Consider the following 21,468-nt stretch of genomic DNA (forward strand, 5'->3'; position numbering starts at 1 on the left):
GGGACGCCGCCCCGCAGGTCACATTTCGAGGACGATGCGCCCCTCGATCTGCCCGGCGCGCATCTGGTCGAGGATCTGGTTGATGTCGTCCAGCTTGCCCGGATGGATGGTCGCCTTGACCAGGCCTTCGCCGGCAAAGTCGAGGGCTTCCTGAAGGTCCGCGCGGGTGCCGACGATGGAGCCGGCGATGTGCAGGCCCTTGAGCACCACGTCGAAGATCGGCGTCGGGAAGTCACCCGGCGGCAGGCCGACCAGGGCGATGGTGCCGCCGCGGCGCGCCATGCCGATGGCCTGGCCGAAGGCGCTGTTGGATACCGCGGTGACCAGCACCCCGTGGGCGCCGCCGATGTCGCGCTGGAGCACCTCCACCGGGTCTTCCTGCCGGGCGTTGACCGTCAGGCTGGCACCGAGCTTGCGCGCCAGTTCCAGCTTGGCGTCGTCGATGTCGATGGCGGCGACGTGCAGGCCCATGGCCCTGGCGTACTGCACGGCGACGTGGCCGAGGCCGCCGATGCCGGAGATCGCCACCCACTGGCCGGGGCGCGCGTTGGTCTGCTTGAGCCCCTTGTAGACGGTGACGCCGGCGCAGAGGATCGGCGCGATTTCAGCGAATTCGACGTTTTTCGGCAGAATTCCGACGTAGTTCGGGTCGGCCAATACGTATTCGGCATAGCCGCCGTTCACCGAGTAGCCGGTGTTCTGCTGGCTCTCGCAGAGGGTCTCCCAGCCGGTCAGGCAGTGCTCGCAGCAGCCGCAGGCGGTGTACAGCCAGGGGATGCCGACCCGGTCGCCTTCCTTCACCCGGGTCACTCCGCTGCCCACCGCGGCGACGTAGCCGACGCCTTCGTGACCGGGAATGAACGGCAACGGCGGCTTCACCGGCCAGTCGCCCTCGGCGGCGTGCAGGTCGGTGTGGCAGACGCCGGAGGCTTCGATCTTCACCAGTACCTGCCCGGGGCCGGGCAGCGGAACCTTGACTTCCTCGATCCGCAGCGGCGCGCCGTAGGCGTGCACGACCGCGGCTTTCATGGTCTGTGGCAGGGTCATGGTCATCTCCTTGGACGGGGCTGAGCGCCTGTCGCGGTGCCTTTGACGGGCACCGCGACAGGCTGCGGAACCGGCGCGGCCGCCGCTCCCTCGGAGCGCGCCGCGACAACCAGTCTGGCCGCTCGTGGCAGGCGCGCATTGAGTTGCGGCAAGTTTCCCGCCATGGCGCGAAAAAACGGGACGGACGGTAGCCCCCGGCGCGCGCCCGGCCTGCCTTTGCGGTATACTGCGCCGCCTTCGAACCGGCACTGCCCGCCGGCTCGGCCCAGTACAAGCCACGCCCCTCGACGAAGCGTGGCTTGTTGGTTTCTGACGCGCCGGACGGCGCATTTGAGAGAGGCACGACGATGAGCGCACTGGTTGGCGTGATCATGGGTTCCAAATCGGACTGGAGCACCCTCAGTCACACCGCGGACATGCTGGACAAGCTGGGCATCCCCTACGAAGTGAAGGTGGTTTCCGCCCACCGCACCCCGGACCTGCTCTTCCAGTACGCCGAGGAAGCCGAAGGCCGCGGCCTCGAAGTGATCATCGCCGGCGCTGGCGGCGCCGCCCACCTGCCGGGCATGTGCGCGGCCAAGACCCACCTGCCGGTACTCGGCGTGCCGGTACAGTCGTCGATGCTGTCGGGTGTCGACTCGCTGCTCTCCATCGTGCAGATGCCCGCCGGCGTACCGGTCGCCACCCTGGCCATCGGCAAGGCCGGCGCGGTCAACGCGGCGCTGCTCTCGGCGAGCATCCTCGGCGCCAAGCACCCGCAGTACCACGAGGCGCTGAAGCAGTTCCGCGCCAACCAGACCGAAACCGTGCTGGACAATCCCGACCCGCGCGATGCGTGAGACAGGCTCTGAGAAGGTAAGGCTCGAACCATGAAAATCGGTGTCATCGGTGGCGGCCAGCTGGGCCGCATGCTGGCCCTGGCGGGAACCCCGCTGGGCATGAACTTCGCTTTCCTCGACCCGGCGCCGGACGCCTGCGCGGCCTCCCTGGGCGAGCACATCCGCGCCGACTACGGCGACCAGGAGCACCTGCGGCAACTGGCCGACGAGGTCGACCTGGTGACCTTCGAGTTCGAGAGCGTGCCGGCGGAAACCGTGGCCTTCCTCTCCCAGTTCGTGCCGGTCTACCCGAACGCCGAGTCGCTGCGCATCGCCCGCGACCGCTGGTTCGAGAAGTCGATGTTCAAGGACCTCGGCATTCCCACCCCGGACTTCGCCGACGTCCAGTCCCAGGCCGACCTCGATGCCGCCGCGGCCGCCATCGGCCTGCCGGCGGTGCTCAAGACCCGCACCCTGGGCTACGACGGCAAGGGCCAGAAGGTCCTGCGCCAGCCGGCCGACGTGCAGGGCGCGTTCGCCGAACTGGGCAGCGTGCCGTGCATCCTCGAGGGCTTCGTGCCGTTCACCGGGGAAGTCTCGCTGGTGGCGGTGCGCGCCCGTGATGGCGAGACGCGTTTCTACCCGCTGGTGCACAACACCCACGACAGCGGCATCCTCAAGCTCTCCGTGGCCAGCAGCGGGCATCCGTTGCAGGCGCTGGCCGAGGACTACGTCGGCCGCGTGCTGGCCCGGCTCGACTACGTCGGCGTGCTGGCCTTCGAGTTCTTCGAGGTGGACGGCGGCCTGAAGGCCAACGAGATCGCCCCGCGCGTGCACAACTCCGGGCACTGGACCATCGAAGGCGCCGAGTGCAGCCAGTTCGAGAACCACCTGCGCGCCGTCGCCGGCCTGCCGCTGGGCTCGACCGCCAAGGTCGGCGAGAGCGCGATGCTCAATTTCATCGGCGCAGTGCCCCCGGTGGATCAGGTGGTCGCCGTCGCCGATTGCCACCTGCATCACTACGGCAAGGCCTTCAAGAACGGCCGCAAGGTTGGCCACGCCACCCTGCGCTGTGCCGACCGGGCGACGCTGCAGGCGCGCATCGCCGAGGTCGAGGCGCTGATCGAGGCGTGAGCGATTGCCGTCCGCCCATCCTTGGGTTGGCGGGCGGCACTGAACCCAAGGCTTTTCTACACTGTCCCATGGCAGGCGCAATACATGCGCATACACCCGTAAGGAGGGACTGTCATGGGATTAATCGGAACCATCATCGTCGGACTGATCGTTGGTCTCGTTGCACGCTTTCTGAAGCCAGGTGACGACAGCATGGGCTGGATCATGACCATCCTGCTCGGCATCGGCGGTTCGCTGCTGGCCACCTACGGCGGCCAGGCGATCGGCTTCTACCAGGCCGGCCAGGCGGCCGGTTTCATCGGCGCGGTGGTCGGCGCCGTCGTACTGCTGGTCATTTACGGCCTGATCAAGAAGAATTGATGGCTCTGGCCGGCCCCCGCGGGGGCCGGCGTTTCCTCACTTCGCCGGTATTCCCGCCATCATGCGCCGCTTCCCGTTCGCCCGCCTGTTGCTGCTCGCCCTGTTGTCCTCACCCCTGGCCCACGCCGAACTGCCCGAGACCGACTGGCTGGAACTGATGCCGCCGGCCGACCGCAAGGCGCTGGAAGAAATGCCCGACATCATTCACGACACCCCGGAGGCCGCCGGCACCTTCACCAGCAAGGGTGGCCTGAAGCAGTCGGACCGAAAGATGCCGGCGGTGATGTATTCGGCCAAGACCGTCGCCAGCCTGGATGGCAAGGCGATCCGCCTCGGCGGCTACCCGGTGCCGCTGGAGAACGACGCCAAGGGCCGCGTCACCGAATTCTTCCTGGTGCCCTATCCGGGCGCCTGCATCCACGTGCCGCCGCCGCCGCCGAACCAGATCGTCCTGGTGCGTTATCCACAGGGGCTGAAGCTGGCCGATATCTACACCCCGCTGTGGGTCAGCGGCACGCTGAAGATCGAGCAGGTGAGCAATGACCTGGCCGATGCCGCCTACGCCATCGACAAGGCGCAGGTGAAGGTAGTGGAGGAAGCGGACCTGTAGGGCCGGCACCTGCGCAACGGCCCATGGCGGACGACGCGAGCCGCCCCGTCCGCTCGCCGACCCGCTCAGGGTCGTTTCAGCGGCTCGCTCCAGATCTGCACGCCAAAGCTTTCGCTGCGCCCGGGGGCGACCACCATGAGGTCGTCCCAGACCCGCCCGGTCTCGATGCAGAGCATCTGCTGCCAGGCGTCGTCGGCGAACTGCGAGAGACGCCGGGACTTGTCCACCCAGGGGTTCCAGACCACCGCCGAGCGCGAGTCGAGGGCGTGCAGGTGGATGCTGCGTTCCCAGCGCGGGTCCTTGATCAGCAGGTCGCGTTCGAGACCGAGGTAGATGCGGTCCAGTTCGCCCTTGACCCGTACCGCGCCGTGCTGAGTGCGTTCTTCCCAGTTCTCCAGGGTCTCGATGTAGCGCGCGCCTTCCAGGCCCTCGATGGCGATCTCGCGGCTGTCGCTGACCGCGAAGTAGGTGTGCAGTGCCTGGCTGAGCACCAGCGGCTTGCTGCCGAGGTTCTCGCTGGTGAGTCGCAAGGTCAGGCGCTCGCCGAAGCGGAACAGCATGCGCAGCGCCGCCGGGTGCGGCCAGCCGGGGAGGCCATCGGGGGCGTCGAGGCGGAAGCTGACGCAGAGGTCGCCGTCCTCCTCGGCGATGTCGTCGATTTCCCAGTCGACCGCCCGGACCAGCCCGTGGGCGGGCGCCTTCAGGCCATCTTCCACCTGGCCGCGGACTTCCTGCGGGTTGCGCTCCAGCGGACCGAACCACGGCCAGCACACCGGCACCCCGCCGCGTACCGACTGCCCGCGCCGGTAGCCGGCCTCGTCGCTGAGCCAGACCAGCGGCGGCTGTTCGTGGGGCTGGTAGCTGAGCAGTTGCGCGCCCTGCTGGGCGATCAGCGCCTCGCCATGGGCGGTGTGGATGCGCCAGCAGGCCAGGTCGTCGACCTGTACCTGTTCGACGCGGTTGATCGGGCTATCGGTGCTCATGGCGGTCTCCGGGACGCGAATGGATGGCAGCAGTATCACCGATCCATTTTATCGCCGGCAGTTCCCCCGGATAGCGCCAACGAAGACGCGGCCCGTAGGCCGCGTCGGTTGTTGCCGGTGGTTCAGGCCGCGCGGAACAGGTTGTGCGGGTCGATGACGAACTTCTTCGGCACCCCGGCGTCGAACTCGCCGTAGCCTTTCGGCGCATCGTCGAGGGTGATGACTTCCACCCCGACGATGTCGGCGATCTTGATCCGGTCCCACATGATCGCCTGCATCAGCTGGCGGTTGTACTTCATCACCGGGGTCTGGCCGGTATGGAAGCTGTGCGACTTGGCCCAGCCCAGGCCGAAGCGGATGCTCAGGGCGCCGTGCTTGGCGGCCGCGTCCACCGCGCCCGGGTCTTCGGTGACGTACAGGCCGGGGATGCCGATCTTGCCGGCGACCCGGGTGATGCCCATCAGCGAGTTGAGCACGGTGGCCGGGGCTTCCTGCTGCGAGCCCGAATGGCCGTGGCCGCGCGCCTCGAAACCGACCGCGTCGACCGCGCAGTCGACCTCCGGCTCGCCCAACAGAGCGGCGATCTGTTCGTGCAGCGGGGTGTCCTTGGACAGGTCGGCGATCTCGAAGCCCTGTTTCTTGGCATGGGCCAGGCGGGTCGGGTTGACGTCGCCGACGATCACCACCGCCGCGCCGAGCAGGCGTGCCGAGGCCGCCGCGGCCAGGCCGACCGGACCGGCGCCGGCGATGTAGACCGTGCTGCCCGGGCCGACGCCGGCGGTGACCGCGCCGTGGTAGCCGGTGGGGAGGATGTCCGAAAGGCAGGTCAGGTCGCGGATCTTCTCCATCGCCGCTTCGCGGTTGGGCAGTTTCAGCAGGTTGAAGTCGGCGTAGGGCACCAGCACGTATTCGGCCTGGCCGCCGACCCAGCCGCCCATGTCGACGTAGCCGTAGGCGCCGCCGGCCCGCGCCGGATTGACCGTCAGGCAGACGCCGGTGTGCTGTTCCTTGCAGGTACGGCAGTGACCGCAGGCGACGTTGAACGGTACCGAGACCAGGTCGCCGATCTTCATGGTTTCCACGCCACGCCCGATCTCCACCACCTCGCCGGTGATCTCGTGGCCCAGCACCAGGCCTTCCGGCGCGGTGGTGCGGCCGCGCACCATGTGCTGGTCGGAGCCGCAGATGTTGGTGGAGACCACCCGCAGGATCACCCCGTGGTCGATCTGCCGGCCCTGCGGGTCCTGCATCTTCGGATAGGGAATGTTCTGCACCTCGACCTTGCCCGGGCCGAGATAGACCACACCACGATTGCCAGACATACGCGTTTCCTCTTTGTCGTTGTGGGTACAAATGCGCGGCGTCCACGGCCGCGCGGCTTTGCACTGGAAAGTCGTCTGTTGCGCGACAGGGCCGGAGAATGCTGGCAGCCGGCGGGCTGTCGGTGTTGCTCGGGACGCGAGGCCGTGGGAAGCGCCCCTCTCCCTGGCGCTCTTCCTTCAGCGAGGGTTGGGGAGAGAGGGCGCGCTTACAGCACCACGGTCCGATTGGCGTTGAGGAATACCCTCCGCTCGATGTGGTAGCCCACCGCCCGCGCCAGGGTCAGGCACTCGATGTCGCGGCCCTTGGCGATCAGGTCCTCGGGGTAGTGGGCGTGGTCGACCGTCTCGACGCCCTGGGCGATGATCGGCCCTTCGTCGAGGTCGTTGTTGATGTAGTGGGCGGTGGCGCCGACCAGCTTCACGCCCTTCTGGTAGGCCTGGTGGTACGGCTTGGCGCCCTTGAAGCCGGGCAGCAGGGAGTGATGGATGTTGATCGCCCAGCCGTCCAGGCGTCGGCACAGTTCCGGCGACAGCACCTGCATGTAGCGAGCGAGGATCACCAGCTCGGCGCCACTCTCTTCGAGCACCTGCCAGACCCTGGCTTCCTGGGCCGGCTTGTCGTTCGGGTCGAGCGGGAAGTGGTGGTAGGGAATGCCGTGCCAGCGCGCCAGCGGCTCCAGGTCCGGGTGATTGGAAATCACCGCCACCACGTCCATCGGCAACTGGCCGATGCGCTGGCGGTAGAGCAGGTCGTTCAGGCAGTGGTCGGCCTTGGAAACCATGATCGCCACCTGGCTGCGGTAGCCCGGCGCGGTCAGCTCGGTACGCATGCCGAACGGTGCCACCCGTTCGGCCAGTCCGGCGCGGAAGGAGGCTTCGTCGAAGCCGTCGCCGGCGCGGAACTCCACGCGGATGAAGAAGCGTTGCGCCAGGCGGTCGTCGAACGAATGGTGCTCGGTGACGTAGCAGCGCTGCTCGAAGAGGTAGCGCGTCACCACGTCGACGGTGCCCAGTAGGCTGGGACTGTCGGCGGTGAGGATCCAGGTGTCGGGGGTACGGCTCATCGCGAGGCTCCGGGTCCGGTATCCCCTCCCGGGGAGCGGGTAAGGCTGCTCATGCCGCTACCTGCAGGCCGTATTCGGCGCTGGCGTCCTGCAACCAGAGCCAGAAGTAGTCGGCGAAGCTGCGGCGCACGACCAGCTCCCAGGTGTCCTCGCCGGTATGGCGGATCACGCATTGCGACTTGGCGAAGATGCTGCCGACCGCCTTGCCCACCGGGAAGTTGCTCGGATGCACGTCGTAGCTGGTGGATTTCATCAGCAGTTCGCGGACGTTCGCTCCGCTCAGTTCGAGCAGCGTCTGCCCGCCGCTGACGTTGACCACCGCGTAGTGCAGCTCCTCGCCCAGGGCCTGGCGCAGGCGCTGTTCGACGGCATATTCCTCGCCGCCGGGGACGATCAGCAACCATTCGTCCGGGGCCAGCCATTGCAGCGAGGTCTCGCCGCTGGCGACCAGGGTCAGGGCCACCGGCAGTTCCAGGCCGAGGGCCTGGTGCACGGCGGCGGCGAAGGCCGGGTCGGCGGCATCGCCGCGCAGCACCAGGTGGCCGAGCAGCTTCTTCTCGCACAGGACGATACCGGCCTTCGCGGCGGTCTTGCCGGCGAGCTTGTGCAGCTCGGCATGGTGCAGCGGCGATTCGGCGTGGACGCCGGGTTCGGGGCGTTGCTGGTAGACGTTTGCCTTGCTCATTCGTTTTCACCTTGGGGCGCCGCGCGCCCTGGTAGCCTGTCTGCCTTCTCCCTTCGGGAAGAGGGCCGGGGAGAGGAGCGCATCCCTCTCCGGTCAATCCACGTTCTGCCGCTCCCCTTTGGGGTCGTAGAACACCGAGGAGCAGATCTCCGCCTCGATGAAGCGGCCGTCCGCCAGCGGCGCGTAGACCTTCTGGCCCATGCGCTTGAGGCCGCCTTTCACCACCGCCAGGGCGAAGCCGTGGCCGAGGCTGGCGCTCATGTAGCTGGAGGTGACGTGGCCGACCATCTTCATCGGGATCGCCTGCTGGGTGTCGAACACCAGTTGTGCGCCTTCGGGCAGTACCTCCTGCGGGTTGCTCGGCCTGAGTCCGACCAGTTGCTTGCGATCCTCGCGCAGGCAGTCGGCGCGGTTCATGCCGCGCCAGCCGATCCAGGAGAACGGCTTGCTGCGGCCCACCGCCCAGCCCATGTTGAGATCGTCCGGGGTGACCGAGGCATCGGTGTCCTGGCCGACGATGATGAAGCCCTTCTCGGCGCGCAGGACGTGCATGGTCTCGGTGCCGTAGGGCGTCAGGCCGTACTTCGCGCCGTGCTCGGCGAGCGCTTCGAGCACGCCCATGGCGTAGTCGGCCTGGACGTTCACCTCGTAGCTCAGCTCGCCGGTGAAGGAGATGCGGAACACCCGCGCCGGCACCCCGGCGACCTTGCCTTCCTTCCAGGTCATGAAGGGGAAGGCGTCCTTGTCCAGGTCGATGTCGGTGACTTCGGCGAGCAGCTTGCGGCTGTTCGGGCCGGACAGGGTGAGGGTCGCGTAGTGGTCGGTGACCGAGGTGAAGTACACCTTCAGCTCCGGCCATTCGGTCTGGTGGTACAGCTCCAGCCACTCCAGTACGCGGGCGGCGCCGCCGGTGGTGGTGGTCATGACGAAGTGGTTGTCGGCCAGGCAGGCGGTCACGCCGTCGTCGAAGACCATCCCGTCTTCCTTGCACATCAGGCCGTAGCGCGCCTTGCCGACGTCGAGCTTGGTCCAGGCGTTGGTGTAGACCCGGTTGAGGAACTCCCGCGCGTCCGGGCCCTGGATGTCGATCTTGCCCAGGGTCGAGGCGTCGAGCAGGCCGACCGCCTCGCGCACCGCGCGGCATTCGCGGGCCACGGCGGCGTGCATGTCCTCGCCGCGGCGCGGGAAGTACCACGGCCGCTTCCACTGGCCGACGTCCTCGAACTCGGCGCCGTTCTTCACGTGCCAGGCGTGCAGGGCGGTGAAGCGCACCGGTTCGAACAGGTGCCCGCAGTGGCGGCCGGCGACGGCGCCGAAGGTCACCGGGGTGTAGTTCGGACGGAACATGGTGGTGCCGGTGTCGGCGATGCTCTTGCCCTGGGCCCGCGCGGCGATCGCCAGGCCGTTGATGTTGCCCAGCTTGCCCTGGTCGGTGCCGAAGCCCAGCGCGGTGTAGCGCTTGACGTGCTCGATGGACTCGAAGCCCTCGCGGCAGGCCAGTTCGATGGCGGCGGCGGTGACGTCGTTCTGCGGATCGACGAACTGCTTCGGCGCGCGCGCCGTGGGCTTTTCGTGGGGCACCTGGAACAGCGCGACGGGTGCTTCCTCGCGGCGCGGCTGGACCTTCGGCAGGCTGCCGGCGGCGGTCTTGTAGCCGGCGTCGAGGGCGGCGCGGCTCCCGGCCTGGTAGCCGTCGGCGAGCACCTCGGCGAGCCCGAACACGCCGTTCACGGCGCCGGCGCAGATGCGTTTCTGCAGGCCGTCGCCGGGGACGAAGGCGAGGATTTCCTCGCGCCATTCCGGCTTGCCGCCCAGGTGCGAGGCCAGGTGCACGACCGGGCTGTAGCCGCCGGAGCTGGCGATCAGGTCGCAGTCCAGCCATTCGCCGCCGCTGGCGCGCATGGCCTGCAAGTCGATCCGGGCGACCTTGGCGCCGCTGACCCGCTTGCCGCCGCGAGCCTCGATCACCGAACTGCCGGTGATCACCCGCATACCGCGTTGGCGTGCTTCCTCGACCCACTCGCCGCGCGGATTGGCCCTGGCGTCGGCGATGGCCACCACTTGCAGGCCGGCTTCCTGCCAGTCGAGGGCGACGCGGTAGGCGTAGTCGTTGTTGGTGGCCAGCACCAGTTTCTTGCCCGGTGCCACGCCGTAGCGCCGTACATAGGTGGAAACCGCGCCGGCGAGCATGTTGCCGGGCAGGTCGTTGTTGCCGTAGACCAACGGCCGCTCATGGGCGCCGGCGGCCAGTACCACGCGCTTGGCGCGCACGCGGTGCACGCGCTGGCGGACCTGGCCGAGCGGGGCGACCTCGCCGAGGTGGTCGGTACGCCGCTCGTGGATGGTGAGGAAGTTGTGATCGTGGTAGCCGTTGACCGTGGAGCGCGGCAGCAGGATGACCTCCGACAGGCCTTGCAGCTCGGCCACGGCGTCCGCGACCCACTCGGCGGCGGGCTTGCCGTCGAGGGTCTCGCGGGTGTCCAGCAGGCTGCCGCCGAACTCTTCCTGCTCGTCGGCGAGGATCACCCGCGCGCCGCTGCGAGCGGCGGCGAGGGCGGCAGCCAGGCCGGCCGGGCCGGCGCCGACCACCAGCACGTCGCAGTGGTGGTTCATCCAGTCGTAGCTGTCCGGATCGACCTCGGTCGGCGCGCGGCCCAGGCCGGCGGCCTTGCGGATGTACTTCTCGTAGGTCATCCACATCGACTGCGGGTACATGAAGGTCTTGTAGTAGAAACCGGGCGGCATCAGCTTGCCGCCGACCTTGCCGAAGATTCCCATCAGGTCGTTCTGCACGTTCGGCCAGCCGTTGGTACTGGTGGCCACCAGGCCGCCGTAGAGGGCCTGCTGGGTGGCGCGTACGTTGGGGATCTGGGTGGCTTCGCGGGAGCCGATCTGCAGGATCGCGTTGGGCTCCTCGGCGCCGGCGGCGACGATGCCGCGCGCCCGCGAGTACTTGAAGCTGCGGCCGACGATGTCGACGCCGTTGGCCAGCAGCGCGGCGGCCAGGGTGTCGCCGGCATAGCCCTGGTAGTGCTGGCCGTTGAAGCTGAAGGTCAGCGGGCGGTTGCGGTCGATGCGGCCGCCGCTGGACAGGCGATTGATCTGGCTCATGCCGGTTCCCCTTGTACGGCGGGTTTCTTCTCACCGTCGGCGACGACGCTGGGCTGCTCGCCGATCAGGTAGGTCTCGAGGATCTCGTAGGTCACCGTATGGCGGGTGACGTTGAAGTACTTGCGGCAGCCGGCGGCGTGCACCCACAGCTCGTGATGGAGGCCGCGCGGGTTGTCGCGGAAGAACATGTAGTCGCCCCATTCCTCGTCGCTGCAGGCGTTCGGGTCGAGCGGGCGCGGGATGTGGGCCTGACCCTTGGCGTGGAATTCCTCTTCGGAACGCAGTTCGCCGCAGTGGGGGCAGAAGATATTCAGCATTTTGTAGCCTCCGGAAACTGTTCTTGCCGGTTGACCGGCACCCTCTCCCTGAAGGGCGAGGGGCAGCGGATTTCGCCCTTCGGGCGGCTTTTGTCAGTGCGCCACTGCCGCCGCGCCGTGCTCGTCGATCAGCGCACCGCTGTGGAAGCGTTCGATGGAGAAGGGCGCGGCCAGCGGATGCGGTTCTCCCTTGGCCAGGGTGGCGGCGAAGACGTTTCCGGAGCCGGGAGTGGCCTTGAAGCCGCCGGTGCCCCAGCCGCAGTTGAAGAACAGGTTCTGCACCGGAGTCTTGCCGATGATCGGGCAGGCGTCCGGGGTGGTGTCGACGATGCCGCCCCACTGGCGGTTCATGCGTACCCGCGAGAGCACCGGGAACATCTCGACGATGGCTTGCAGGGTGTGCTCGATCACCGGGTAAGAGCCGCGCTGGCCGTAGCCGTTGTAGCCGTCGATGCCGGCGCCGATGACCAGGTCGCCTTTGTCCGACTGGCTGATGTAGCCATGCACGGCGTTGGACATGATCACGCTGTCGATGATCGGCTTCAGCGGCTCGGAGACCAGCGCCTGCAACGGGTGCGACTCCAGCGGCAGGCGGAAGCCGGCGAGCCTGGCCATGTGCCCGGAGTTGCCGGCGGTGACCACGCCGACACGGCGCGCGCCGATGAAGCCGCGGTTGGTCTCGACGCCGATCACCGCGCCGTCCTGCTTGCGGAAGCCGGTGACTTCGGTCTGCTGGATCAGGTCCACGCCGAGGGCATCGGCGGCGCGGGCGAAGCCCCAGGCCACCGCATCATGGCGGGCGACGCCGCCGCGACGCTGGATGGTCGCGCCCATGATCGGGTAGCGGGTGTTCTTGCTGCAGTCCAGGTAGGGAATCTCCTCCGCCACCTGCTGCGCGTTCAACAGTTCGCCGTCGACGCCGTTGAGGCGGTTGGCGCTGACCCGGCGCTCGCCGTCGCGCATGTCCTGGAGGGTGTGGCAGAGGTTGTAGACCCCGCGCTGGGAGAACATCACGTTGTAGTTGAGGTCCTGGGACAGGCCCTCCCACAGCTTCATCGCGTGTTCGTAGAGCAGCGCGGACTCGTCCCACAGGTAGTTGGAGCGCACGATGGTGGTGTTGCGCGCGGTGTTGCCGCCGCCCAGCCAACCTTTCTCGACCACCGCCACGTTGCTGATGCCGTGTTCCTTGGCCAGGTAGTAGGCGGTGGCCAGGCCGTGCCCGCCGCCGCCGACGATGACCACGTCGTAGACCGGCTTCGGCGTGGGCGTGCGCCACATGCGTTGCCAGTTCTCGTGATGGCTCAGTGAATGCTTTAACAGGCCGAAGCCGGAGTAGCGTTGCATGTGGATGCTCCTGAACTGTTGCTCCCTCTCCCGCGGAGAGGGTTGGGCCGGGGCGCGTCGGGCTCCCCGACCGTCTTCGGGGGGCTCAGCGATAGACCGGGAAGTCCGCGCAGAGACCGGCGACCTGGGTGGCGACCTTGGCTTCCACGTCGGCATCGCCGAGGTGGTCGAGGATGTCGCAGATCCAGCCGGCCAGCTCGCGGCTTTGCGCTTCCTGCAGCCCGCGGGTGGTGATGGCCGGGGTGCCGATGCGGATGCCGGAGGTGACGAACGGGCTCTGCGGATCGTTCGGCACGGCGTTCTTGTTCACCGTGATGCCGACCCGGCCGAGGGCGGCGTCGGCTTCCTTGCCGGTCAGGCCCTGGCGAACCAGGCTGATCAGCATCAGGTGGTTGTCGGTGCCGCCGGAAACCACGTCGTAGCCGCGGCCGATGAACACCTCGGCCATCGCCTTGGCGTTGCGGATCACCTGCGCCTGGTAGTCCTTGAAGCCCGGCTCCAGCGCTTCCTTGAAGCACACCGCCTTGGCCGCGATCACGTGCATCAGCGGGCCGCCCTGGGCGCCGGGGAATACCGCGGAGTTGAGCTTCTTCTCGATCTCCTCGTTGGCGCGCGCCAGGATCAGGCCGCCGCGCGGGCCGCGCAGGGTCTTGTGGGTGGTGGTGGTGACCACGTCGGCGAAGGGGATCGGGTTCGGGTAGAGGCCGGCGGCGACCAGCCCGGCGACGTGGGCCATGTCGACGAACAGCAGCGCGCCGACCTTGTCGGCGATGGCGCGGAAGCGCGGGAAGTCGAGGGTCTTGGAGTAGGCGGAGAAGCCGGCGACGATCATCTTCGGCTTATGCTCCACGGCCAGGCGCTCGACTTCGTCGTAGTCGATCAGCCCGGTAGCGGTGTCCAGGCCGTACTGCACGGCGTTGTACAGCTTGCCGGAGGAGGACACCTTGGCGCCGTGGGTGAGATGACCGCCGTGGGCCAGGCTCATGCCGAGGATGGTGTCGCCGGCGTTGAGCAGCGCCAGGTACACCGCGGCGTTGGCCGAGGAACCGGAATGCGGCTGGACGTTGGCGTAGTCGGCGCCGAACAGCTGCCTGGCGCGGTCGATGGCCAGCCGCTCGACCTTGTCGACGTGTTCGCAGCCGCCGTAGTAGCGCTTGCCCGGATAGCCCTCGGCATACTTGTTGGTCAGACCGCTGCCCTGCGCCTGCATGACCCGCTTGCTGGTGTAGTTCTCCGAGGCGATCAGTTCGAGATGGTCTTCCTGGCGGGCCTCTTCGGCGTCCATCGCGGCGAGCAGTTCGTCGTCGTAGCCGCGGATCTGGTCATGCTTGCTGAACATCGCTGGGTCTCCCTGCGGCGCCGGAACCGCGCCGGAATGGCTGCAACGGGACACGCGGTCCCTTTGCCAGCGATGGTATGACCGGCCCTGCCGGCCCAGATGCCTATGCACGCCACGGGGAGGTGCGTTTGCGACATGGCGGTGGGATTCGGCAACCGATGCGGAACGCCCCGGGCTGGCGCTAAACTGCGTGCTCTTCGTCTTGCGAGAACACCATGAAACGCCCGCTGATCTTCCTTTCCGCCGTGCTGCTCGGCGCATCCCTGCAAGGGTGCGGGGGCGGCGATGAAAAGCAGGCCGCCGCGCCTGCGCTGCCGGCCGATTCCTGCACCGGCCATGAACTCGAAGTGGCCTTGCCGCCGGCCGGCAAGCCACTGTTCGGCTACGACTTCCTCTCCCGCCAGTGCGGCTACAACGATGCCACCGTGGTCTTCGGCGCCGCCGACGGCAGCAAGCGCCTGGAGATCGTCCTCACCGACACCGGCCTGCCGGCGCCGCCGACCGAGGGCGACGCGGTGGCCTATCGGGCGGCGCAGGACAAGCTGCGCGAGATGACCCAGACCAACCTGACCCTGCTCCACAAGACCCGCGAGACCGCCCTGAAGAACGGCACCGCCGAGCGCTTCGGCGGCGAGGACTACCTGCCGCTGATCGATACCACGCGAATGGGCGACCCGCTGGGGGTGATGGTCCCGGCCAAGGGCGAGGAGGGCGTCTCGACCCTCAGCGGAGTGATCAAGAACCGCTACGTACTGACCCTCAGCACCCGCGACATGCCCAATGGCGGCAGCGCCACGGCGATGCGCCAGGTGCTGGTGCCGTTCGTCGAGCAGATGAAGCTGACCAAGCTACCCTGACAGACTGTGCCGGCACCTACCCGTACCGGCGCGACCGCACGGAGCCCCACGAGGGCTCGGCAACCGTTCCATCCGAGGCCCACATGACCGATAACACCCAACAGTTCGCCAGCGACAACTATTCCGGTATCTGCCCCGAAGCCTGGGCGGCGATGGCCGAAGCCAACCGCGGCCACGAGCGCGCCTATGGCGACGACCAGTGGACCGCGCGCGCTTCGGACTACTTCCGCCAGTTGTTCGAGACCGATTGCGAAGTGTTCTTCGCCTTCAACGGCACCGCCGCCAACTCCCTGGCCCTGGCCGCGCTGTGCCAGAGCTACCACAGCGTGATCTGCTCGGAGACCGCCCACGTCGAGACCGACGAGTGCGGCGCGCCGGAGTTCTTCTCCAACGGCTCCAAGCTGCTGCTGGCGCAGACCGAGGTCGGCAAGCTGACCCCGGCGTCGATCCGCGACATCGCTCTCAAGCGCCAGGATATCCACTATCCGAAGCCGCGCGTGGTGACTCTCACCCAGGCCACCGAGGTCGGTACGGTGTACCGCCCGGACGAGTTGAAGGCGATCAGCGCCACCTGCAAGGAACTCGGCCTGCACCTGCACATGGACGGCGCGCGCTTCTCCAACGCCTGCGCCTTCCTCGGCTGCTCGCCGGCGGAGCTGAGCTGGAAGGCCGGGGTCGACGTGCTCTGCTTCGGCGGCACCAAGAACGGCATGGCGGTGGGCGAGGCGATCCTGTTCTTCAACCGCGACCTGGCCGAGGACTTCGACTACCGCTGCAAGCAGGCCGGCCAACTGGCCTCGAAGATGCGCTTCCTCGCCGCGCCCTGGGTCGGCGTACTGCAGGACGATGCCTGGCTGCGCTACGCCGATCACGCCAACCGCTGCGCGCGGCTGTTGGCCGAACTGGTGGCCGACGTTCCCGGCGTCAGCCTGATGTTCCCGGTAGAAGCCAACGGCGTGTTCCTGCAGCTTTCCGAGCCGGCGATCGAAGCCTTGCGCGCGCGCGGCTGGCGCTTCTACACCTTCATCGGTGAAGGTGGCGCGCGTTTCATGTGTTCCTGGGATACCGATATCGAGCGGGTCCGCGAACTGGCGCGGGACATCCGCCTGGTGATGGGCGCCTGAGTCCGCTCTCGGCCGCCTCTATGAACCGGGGCGGCCGCTCTTTCCTCATCTCCTGTGGATAACTCTGTGGGCTAACTGTTCGGGAGCTATGCAAAAGTGCCCCCGGCAACACCCTCCCTATCTCCGCCGGGGGTGTTGAAAGCCTTTATCCACGCGGTTCCACTCCCATGCCAGGAGAACCTGGCCAATCCACAAACACTGTGGAGTCGAATGTGAATAACGTGTTCGCAGTCGCTTCCGCGCGGCGCCCTGCCGGGCTCTTCGGAGGTTGGTCGGTTTTTGAGCGAAAACAGCCGTTTGTGAAAGGACGATGAAGGTTCAGGTGAAAAGCGCTGACGAAACGGTGACGGGCATTGTCCCTGCGGGACCCAGACAGGCCTGTGGATAGAAAAGCAAGGAGCGAAGTGGGGGCAAATGCCGCAAACCCCCTGCGCGGACGTAACGGCTTGAGGAAAAAGACAAAATTCTCCCGCTCCGATGGCGCTGGAACAGCGGTTGCGGCCGCCGCCGGGAATTTCCCCCAATTCCTGTTGAGGTCAGTGTGCAGAGCCTGTTTATAGAATGCTGGGAGCCAGAGGGCCCGCGCCTTCCAGGCTATTGGTCAAGAATTGAGCGGATTTTCTGTCAACAGGCTGCCGGCTTGCTTTAGGGGGCATGTGCACAAACGCAGGGTTGCTCACAAAAGGCCTGGAAAGCCTTGTGGACAACCTGTATGGATAGTTCTGTAAGCCTTATAAGGTAAGGCCTGCATGGAGTTGGTCAATAAATGGTCAGGCCGGGCGGGAAGGGATGAAGAGCCAGAATAGGCCAGGTTTTTTCTTCATCCTGTGAATATTTTTCTGGTTTTCCCCAAGGGGAGTGTAAAGCCCTGTGGAAAAATTGTTCGCTCACGCTTGGGGCGGCCGGACGGCGGGGTCTCTGGCGGATTGATCGTTAAATGAGCAGGAGACTGCGCCTAGCGCGAGCGGAGGAGAAGCGCGATTCACCCGGAGGGTAGCCGGATGTGCTGGCGGAGCCCATGCGCCAGGGCGAGTGGACATCGTCGGTATAGCGATCGTTGACCCGCGGGGTATCAGGGGGTCTCATGGACCACACGGTCTGTGGATAAGTCTGTGATCAACCTACCCTCGAAAGGCCTCTCCAGAGATCGGCAAGGGCTTTGTTCCTGGAGCCTGAAACCAACTTGAAGTTGTCGTTTTTACCTTTAACTTCAAATGCTTACAATCGATCGTCGAGAACGCCAAGGTGGCGAGAAGACACCTGTATGGAATTCCAGTCCGAATGTGGACAACCTTGGCGCCCTGGTGTTTTCAAGTATGAGAAGGACAGAGCTGCGCGATGGCTCTGGTGGTTGGCCGGAGCCTTGATTACCCTTGGCTTTTGCCAGGAAAGTGGGATGGATCATGGATGATCGGATGTCAGACAAGCCGCTCGGCCGCTTGTTGCTCGAAGGCCTCGGCGAGATCGCCTGGATCGCCGTGCTGGTGGCCCTTGGCGTCCTCCTGCCGTTGCCGCTGGTAGCGCTGGGTTGGGCGCTGCTGCTGGGCGCCGAGTGGGCCATGGATCGTTGGCGCGGCAAGGTGCCGTATCGCCTGCAACAGGCGCTGTTCTTCTGGGTTCTGGGTGGCGGCATCGCCCTGGGCCAGGCACTGCCGGGCTTCTGGCTGGGACTGGGCGGTGGCTTGCTGGCGGTGATCGGCGGCGTGCTGCTGCAGATCCGTTTCGAGCGTGGCCTGCGCCTGGAGCGCCAGGCTCCGCAGGCGCTGGACGTACCGCTGCCGGCGGGAGGTAGCGCCTGGGGCGGCGAAGCGCCCGAGCGAACCCCCGAGGGCGAGCCGATCCGCCTGTTCGACGGCGGCGAGATCGCCATGGGCGGCCCGCTGGTATGCCACTACCTGATGCCCGACGGTTGCTTCATCCCCGACTGCAATCCTTCGGCACGCTTTTCCAGCGATGGCCGCCACTTCGTTTCGCCGATACCGAGCCGAGGCGCGTGGGGCCTGGCGATCTTCGACCGGCAGGAGCGGTTGCTTTACCGCTGTGCCGTGGACAACTTCTGGGAGCTGGACAGCGTCACCGAGCGCGAGGTGATCGGCCGGCACAGCCCGCTGACGTCCAACGCACCGCAGCGCCTCGAGCTGCAGGCGCTCAAGGCCGGCAGCGAGGCCGAGGCCTTCGTTGCCATCGGTGACCTCTGGCTGCCCGAAAGCGAATGGCAGCGCTGGAGCGGGGATCTGCGCGCGCAACCGCTACCGTCCCCGCTTGGCGGGCCCGCGCTGGAAATCCGCCCCTGGCTGCCGGCCAGCCTGCTGGCCCTGGACGATCCTTTCGCGCCGCTGCGCGCCAACCGCGGCGAGCTGTGGATAAACGGCGAGGCCAGCGGCCTCTACCTGTCGCGGGAAGCGCCGCCATTGGCTTGGAACGATGACGGCCGGGCGCTGGCGCTGCAGGCAGCAGGCGAGCCCCTGGGGCAGGATACCTACTGGCTTTGGCGAGAGGACGGCGGCCTGCGTGCGCTGGGCGCGCCGTGGTCGGCGTTGCCCGCCGAGCCCCATGCCGGTGGACCCGAACTGCTCGGGCTGGAGGATGGCTGGCTGCGTTTCGGCCTGGACCTGGCGCAACCCTGCCTGACCTACGAACGCTACGGCACGCTGGGTTCGTACAGCCATTCCAGCCTCTACCTTCTGCACGCTCGCGATGCGGACGACCGGCCGCGCTGGCGCGAGGCCGACATGCCGCGCCTGGACCTGTTGCTGCCCCTGGATGGCGCGGCCGGCAGGCCGGGATGCCTGTTGCAGAGCGCACCGCTGGCCGATGGCAGCCGGGCCGTCTGGGAGTGGTTGCGCGACGATCAGGAGGCGGAGCGCGGCGCCTATGCCTTGCGCCTGGGCGACTGGCGCCTGGATGGCGAGTGGACGCTCGACCACCGCGTGTCCGATTGCGGTCGCTACCTGGCCGTGGTGGCCTTCGCCGAGGCGCCGACCCTGCCGCAGCGCCTGGCCATACTCGATAGCCGGGAGCGGCGCCTGGAGTGGCTCGCCGAGCCGCTGGCCGATCTACACCTGCAAGGTTTCATCGATGGCCAGGTGCATTTGCTCCACCTGCTCGGCCGCAACGCCTACCAGCCGCCGGGCGGGCCGGGCGAAGGCGACCCCGGCTTGTTGCGCCGCTTCGACGAAGGCTTGCCCGAGCCCGGCGCCTGGCACGCATTCGGCCGCTTCCACGACGACTGGCGGCATTACTACGAGCAGGCGCGGGTGGCGTTCGATGGCACGGCCTGGCGGCTGTGCCCCGCGTCGCGCTGGCTGGACGCACCGCCGCGGCCCTGGAGCGACGGCGACTTCGTCTTGCCGTCAGTGGGCGCGAAGGATGCCGCCTGGGGCTTCGGTTTCCACTACGAGGGCATGCACCGCGACGAGGACGTGCGCGCCGGGTTCAGCCGCGACGGCTACCTGCTGACCGCGTCGGGCATCGGCTTGGGCAACCTGGCGGCGCCAATGATCTGGTCGGCGGACGGTCGCTACCTGGCGCTGACCCGGCACGTCCAGCGCTACGAGGAAAGCGAGCTGGAGCGGGACCAGTGGCGCCTGCTGCTGCTCGACGTGCAAGAGCGGACGTTGCGTCGCTACCGCGACGACCTCGGCGAGTACCCGTGCTTCGACAGCTTCGACGACGACCTGTGCTTCCGCTGCGCGGGGACGGGGCGCTACGTGCTGGCCCTGGACTCGCTGCTGAAGGCTCCCGCCGAGCCGCTGCAGGCCTGCGCCGGACGCTGGCTGCCGGCCGAGGAACTGCCGCGGCGGCGCTACTGGGAGCGCCTGGCGTTTCCCTCGCGCCCTCAGTAGTCGATGACCACGTCGCCCTTGGGCACGCTGCAGCAGGAGAGGATGTAGCCTTCGGCGACATCCTCGTCGGTGATCCCGCCGTTGTGCTCCATCTCCACCTCGCCGGCGGTCTTCATTACCTTGCAGGTGCCGCAGATGCCCATCCCGCAGGCCTTCGGAATGTGCAGGCCGAGCTTGGCGGCGGCGGCGTGCACGGTTTCCCCGGGGCTGACGCGGATGCTCTTGCCGGTGGCGGTGAATTCCACCTGGTGCTGGTCGGCGACCGGTACCTCCGGCGCCTCGGCGGCTTCCGCGGCCAGTTCCCTGACGTCGGCGCGGACCTCCGGCGGAGTCGGCCCGAAGGCTTCCTCGTGGTAGCGGCTCATGTCGTAGCCGTGGCCCTGCAGCAGGTGCTTCACCGCGCTCATATAGGGCGTCGGGCCGCAGCAGAAGATTTCCCGCTCGAGGAAGTCCGGGGCGATCAGTTCCAGCATGCGCAGGTTCAGGTAGCCACGGTAGCCGGCCCAGGCTTCGCCGAGGCCGTGGCGCTCGCAGATGATGTGCAGGCTGAAGTTGTCGATCCGCGAGGCCATGTGCTCCAGCTCGCGGTGGTAGATGATGTCCTTCGGCGAACGGGCGCTGTGGACGAAGACCATGTCGACGTTGGCGTTGGTGTCGAAGAACCAGCGCGCCATGGACATCACCGGGGTGATGCCGACCCCGCCGGAGAGGAACAGCACCTTGTCGGCCGGGAAGTCGATGGCGTTGAACAGGCCGACCGGACCGTGCACCGGTAGCTCCTGGCCTTCCTTGAGGTTGTCGTGCAGCCAGTTGGAAACCCGCCCGCCCGGCACCCGCTTGATGGTGATGGAGAAGCTGTAGGGCACCGAGGGCGAGCTGGAGATGGTGTAGGAGCGCATCACCGGCTCGCCGTCGATCTCCAGCTCCAGGGTGACGAACTGGCCCGGCTTGAAGAAGAACAGGATCGGCTGGTCGGCCATGAAGCAGAAGGTGCGCACGTCCCAGGTTTCCTGGATGACCTTGACGCAGCGCACGAGGTGCCGGCCGTTGGCCCAGGTCTGGGTGGTGACCGGATTGAGGAAGTTGCTCGACATGATGATCTCTCCGTGCGCACGGGGCCGAACGATGGCCTGATGGGGCGGATTGTGCGCATCGCCGTGGCCGCTCATTTACCTGCCAGCGACATTTACATGCTTATCGCGACCTGCCTGCTGGGGCGCGGCCCGGAGCGTCGGAAACGGATGCGGTCATGTCGCCCATGGATAAGGTCGGCGGCGGGCGCGGGCCCACACTCCAGACCAGCCGAGACGAGGGTTTGCATGAACCCCGGGAGGGTAGAGCCCGGACGTGTAGAGCGACTGACCTTCATTCCCGCCACGGCGGGGCCCGTCCATCGGCAGGGCGGGATTCCGGACGCCGCGCCGGGATGAGGAAGGCTGTGAACGCCACCTTGCGTAGCAACCGTATCAGCCACTTTTTCCGCCGCCACCCGCGCGGGGGCGGCATGA

Annotated in this window: 17 protein-coding genes; 7 read left to right on the plus strand and 10 right to left on the minus strand. The window is 67.4% G+C overall.

Annotated features, from left to right (window positions below):
* Positions 1-18: 18 nt before the first annotated feature.
* A complete protein-coding gene (gene adhP, locus FOC67_RS26730) occupies positions 19-1,047 on the minus strand; it encodes an alcohol dehydrogenase AdhP (protein ID WP_003096816.1) in 1,029 nt (342 codons plus the stop codon).
* A gap of 347 nt (positions 1,048-1,394) precedes the next feature.
* On the opposite strand from adhP, the gene purE reads away from it, so the two are divergent.
* The 4 genes from purE (at position 1,395) to FOC67_RS26750 (ending at position 3,969) form a co-directional block, all read left to right on the plus strand.
* The gene (gene purE / locus FOC67_RS26735; protein ID WP_003106314.1) at positions 1,395-1,886 is read left to right on the plus strand and encodes a 5-(carboxyamino)imidazole ribonucleotide mutase; all 492 of its coding nucleotides are present in this window, start codon (positions 1,395-1,397) and stop codon (positions 1,884-1,886) included.
* 30 nt (positions 1,887-1,916) lie between these two features.
* Complete coding sequence (locus FOC67_RS26740; protein WP_003142082.1) at positions 1,917-2,999, plus strand: 5-(carboxyamino)imidazole ribonucleotide synthase; 1,083 nt, start codon at positions 1,917-1,919, stop codon at positions 2,997-2,999.
* A gap of 114 nt (positions 3,000-3,113) precedes the next feature.
* On the plus strand, positions 3,114-3,359 hold the full coding sequence (locus FOC67_RS26745) for a GlsB/YeaQ/YmgE family stress response membrane protein (RefSeq protein WP_003096795.1): 246 nt from the start codon (positions 3,114-3,116) through the stop codon (positions 3,357-3,359).
* Between the two features lie 61 nt (positions 3,360-3,420).
* On the plus strand, positions 3,421-3,969 hold the full coding sequence (locus FOC67_RS26750) for a DUF3299 domain-containing protein (RefSeq protein ID WP_003142080.1): 549 nt from the start codon (positions 3,421-3,423) through the stop codon (positions 3,967-3,969).
* A 65-nt stretch (positions 3,970-4,034) separates the two neighbouring features.
* On the opposite strand, the gene FOC67_RS26755 is transcribed toward FOC67_RS26750, so the two are convergent.
* The 8 genes from FOC67_RS26755 to FOC67_RS26790 all read right to left on the minus strand — a co-directional run bounded on the left by FOC67_RS26755 (position 4,035) and on the right by FOC67_RS26790 (position 14,134).
* Entirely contained in the window at positions 4,035-4,991 is a 957-nt protein-coding gene (locus FOC67_RS26755) for a D-hexose-6-phosphate mutarotase (protein ID WP_016852274.1), read from the minus strand.
* Between the two features lie 83 nt (positions 4,992-5,074).
* Positions 5,075-6,274, minus strand: a complete 1,200-nt coding sequence (gene fdhA, locus FOC67_RS26760) for a formaldehyde dehydrogenase, glutathione-independent (protein ID WP_003096788.1) — start codon at positions 6,272-6,274, stop codon at positions 5,075-5,077.
* 206 nt (positions 6,275-6,480) lie between these two features.
* A complete protein-coding gene (locus FOC67_RS26765; protein ID WP_003096786.1) occupies positions 6,481-7,338 on the minus strand; it encodes a formyltetrahydrofolate deformylase in 858 nt (285 codons plus the stop codon).
* A gap of 49 nt (positions 7,339-7,387) precedes the next feature.
* Positions 7,388-8,023: a sarcosine oxidase subunit gamma family protein gene (locus FOC67_RS26770; protein ID WP_009316007.1), complete on the minus strand. Its 636-nt coding sequence runs from the start codon at positions 8,021-8,023 to the stop codon at positions 7,388-7,390.
* 93 nt (positions 8,024-8,116) lie between these two features.
* Positions 8,117-11,134 (minus strand): sarcosine oxidase subunit alpha, encoded by a 3,018-nt coding sequence (locus FOC67_RS26775; protein WP_009316006.1) that lies wholly within the window; start codon positions 11,132-11,134, stop codon positions 8,117-8,119.
* A complete protein-coding gene (locus tag FOC67_RS26780) occupies positions 11,131-11,451 on the minus strand; it encodes a sarcosine oxidase subunit delta (protein WP_003096781.1) in 321 nt (106 codons plus the stop codon). The genes FOC67_RS26775 and FOC67_RS26780 overlap by 4 nt, the downstream gene beginning before the upstream one ends.
* 93 nt (positions 11,452-11,544) lie before the next feature.
* The gene (locus FOC67_RS26785; RefSeq protein ID WP_003096779.1) at positions 11,545-12,795 is read right to left on the minus strand and encodes a sarcosine oxidase subunit beta; all 1,251 of its coding nucleotides are present in this window, start codon (positions 12,793-12,795) and stop codon (positions 11,545-11,547) included.
* 85 nt (positions 12,796-12,880) lie between these two features.
* Complete coding sequence (locus tag FOC67_RS26790; RefSeq protein ID WP_003148380.1) at positions 12,881-14,134, minus strand: serine hydroxymethyltransferase; 1,254 nt, start codon at positions 14,132-14,134, stop codon at positions 12,881-12,883.
* A 215-nt stretch (positions 14,135-14,349) separates the two neighbouring features.
* Here FOC67_RS26790 and FOC67_RS26795 point away from each other — a divergent pair, with 215 nt between their 5' ends.
* The 3 genes from FOC67_RS26795 (at position 14,350) to FOC67_RS26805 (ending at position 19,960) form a co-directional block, all read left to right on the plus strand.
* Entirely contained in the window at positions 14,350-14,991 is a 642-nt protein-coding gene (locus FOC67_RS26795) for a hypothetical protein (RefSeq protein WP_003096775.1), read from the plus strand.
* Positions 14,992-15,074: 83 nt separating this feature from the next.
* The gene (locus FOC67_RS26800; protein ID WP_003096773.1) at positions 15,075-16,115 is read left to right on the plus strand and encodes a low specificity L-threonine aldolase; all 1,041 of its coding nucleotides are present in this window, start codon (positions 15,075-15,077) and stop codon (positions 16,113-16,115) included.
* 1,415 nt (positions 16,116-17,530) lie between these two features.
* The gene (locus FOC67_RS26805; protein WP_031627747.1) at positions 17,531-19,960 is read left to right on the plus strand and encodes a hypothetical protein; all 2,430 of its coding nucleotides are present in this window, start codon (positions 17,531-17,533) and stop codon (positions 19,958-19,960) included.
* On the opposite strand, the gene gbcB is transcribed toward FOC67_RS26805, so the two are convergent.
* On the minus strand, positions 19,954-21,054 hold the full coding sequence (gene gbcB, locus FOC67_RS26810) for a glycine-betaine demethylase subunit GbcB (RefSeq protein WP_003096769.1): 1,101 nt from the start codon (positions 21,052-21,054) through the stop codon (positions 19,954-19,956). The genes FOC67_RS26805 and gbcB overlap by 7 nt on opposite strands.
* Positions 21,055-21,468 lie beyond the last annotated feature (414 nt).

Origin of the sequence: Pseudomonas sp. FDAARGOS_761, from assembly GCF_013343155.1 — a bacterium.
Classification (GTDB): domain Bacteria; phylum Pseudomonadota; class Gammaproteobacteria; order Pseudomonadales; family Pseudomonadaceae; genus Pseudomonas; species Pseudomonas aeruginosa.

Bases quoted from the DNA above. Each gene is read 5' to 3' on its own strand.
- adhP (WP_003096816.1), bottom strand. From the start codon at position 1,047: ATGACCCTGCCACAGACCATGAAAGCCGCGGTCGTGCACGCCTACGGC.
- purE (WP_003106314.1), top strand. From the start codon at position 1,395: ATGAGCGCACTGGTTGGCGTGATCATGGGTTCCAAATCGGACTGGAGC.
- FOC67_RS26740 (WP_003142082.1), top strand. From the start codon at position 1,917: ATGAAAATCGGTGTCATCGGTGGCGGCCAGCTGGGCCGCATGCTGGCC.
- FOC67_RS26745 (WP_003096795.1), top strand. From the start codon at position 3,114: ATGGGATTAATCGGAACCATCATCGTCGGACTGATCGTTGGTCTCGTT.
- FOC67_RS26750 (WP_003142080.1), top strand. From the start codon at position 3,421: ATGCGCCGCTTCCCGTTCGCCCGCCTGTTGCTGCTCGCCCTGTTGTCC.
- fdhA (WP_003096788.1), bottom strand. From the start codon at position 6,274: ATGTCTGGCAATCGTGGTGTGGTCTATCTCGGCCCGGGCAAGGTCGAG.
- FOC67_RS26765 (WP_003096786.1), bottom strand. From the start codon at position 7,338: ATGAGCCGTACCCCCGACACCTGGATCCTCACCGCCGACAGTCCCAGC.
- FOC67_RS26770 (WP_009316007.1), bottom strand. From the start codon at position 8,023: ATGAGCAAGGCAAACGTCTACCAGCAACGCCCCGAACCCGGCGTCCAC.
- FOC67_RS26775 (WP_009316006.1), bottom strand. From the start codon at position 11,134: ATGAGCCAGATCAATCGCCTGTCCAGCGGCGGCCGCATCGACCGCAAC.
- FOC67_RS26780 (WP_003096781.1), bottom strand. From the start codon at position 11,451: ATGCTGAATATCTTCTGCCCCCACTGCGGCGAACTGCGTTCCGAAGAG.
- FOC67_RS26785 (WP_003096779.1), bottom strand. From the start codon at position 12,795: ATGCAACGCTACTCCGGCTTCGGCCTGTTAAAGCATTCACTGAGCCAT.
- FOC67_RS26790 (WP_003148380.1), bottom strand. From the start codon at position 14,134: ATGTTCAGCAAGCATGACCAGATCCGCGGCTACGACGACGAACTGCTC.
- FOC67_RS26795 (WP_003096775.1), top strand. From the start codon at position 14,350: ATGAAACGCCCGCTGATCTTCCTTTCCGCCGTGCTGCTCGGCGCATCC.
- FOC67_RS26800 (WP_003096773.1), top strand. From the start codon at position 15,075: ATGACCGATAACACCCAACAGTTCGCCAGCGACAACTATTCCGGTATC.
- FOC67_RS26805 (WP_031627747.1), top strand. From the start codon at position 17,531: ATGTCAGACAAGCCGCTCGGCCGCTTGTTGCTCGAAGGCCTCGGCGAG.
- gbcB (WP_003096769.1), bottom strand. From the start codon at position 21,054: ATGTCGAGCAACTTCCTCAATCCGGTCACCACCCAGACCTGGGCCAAC.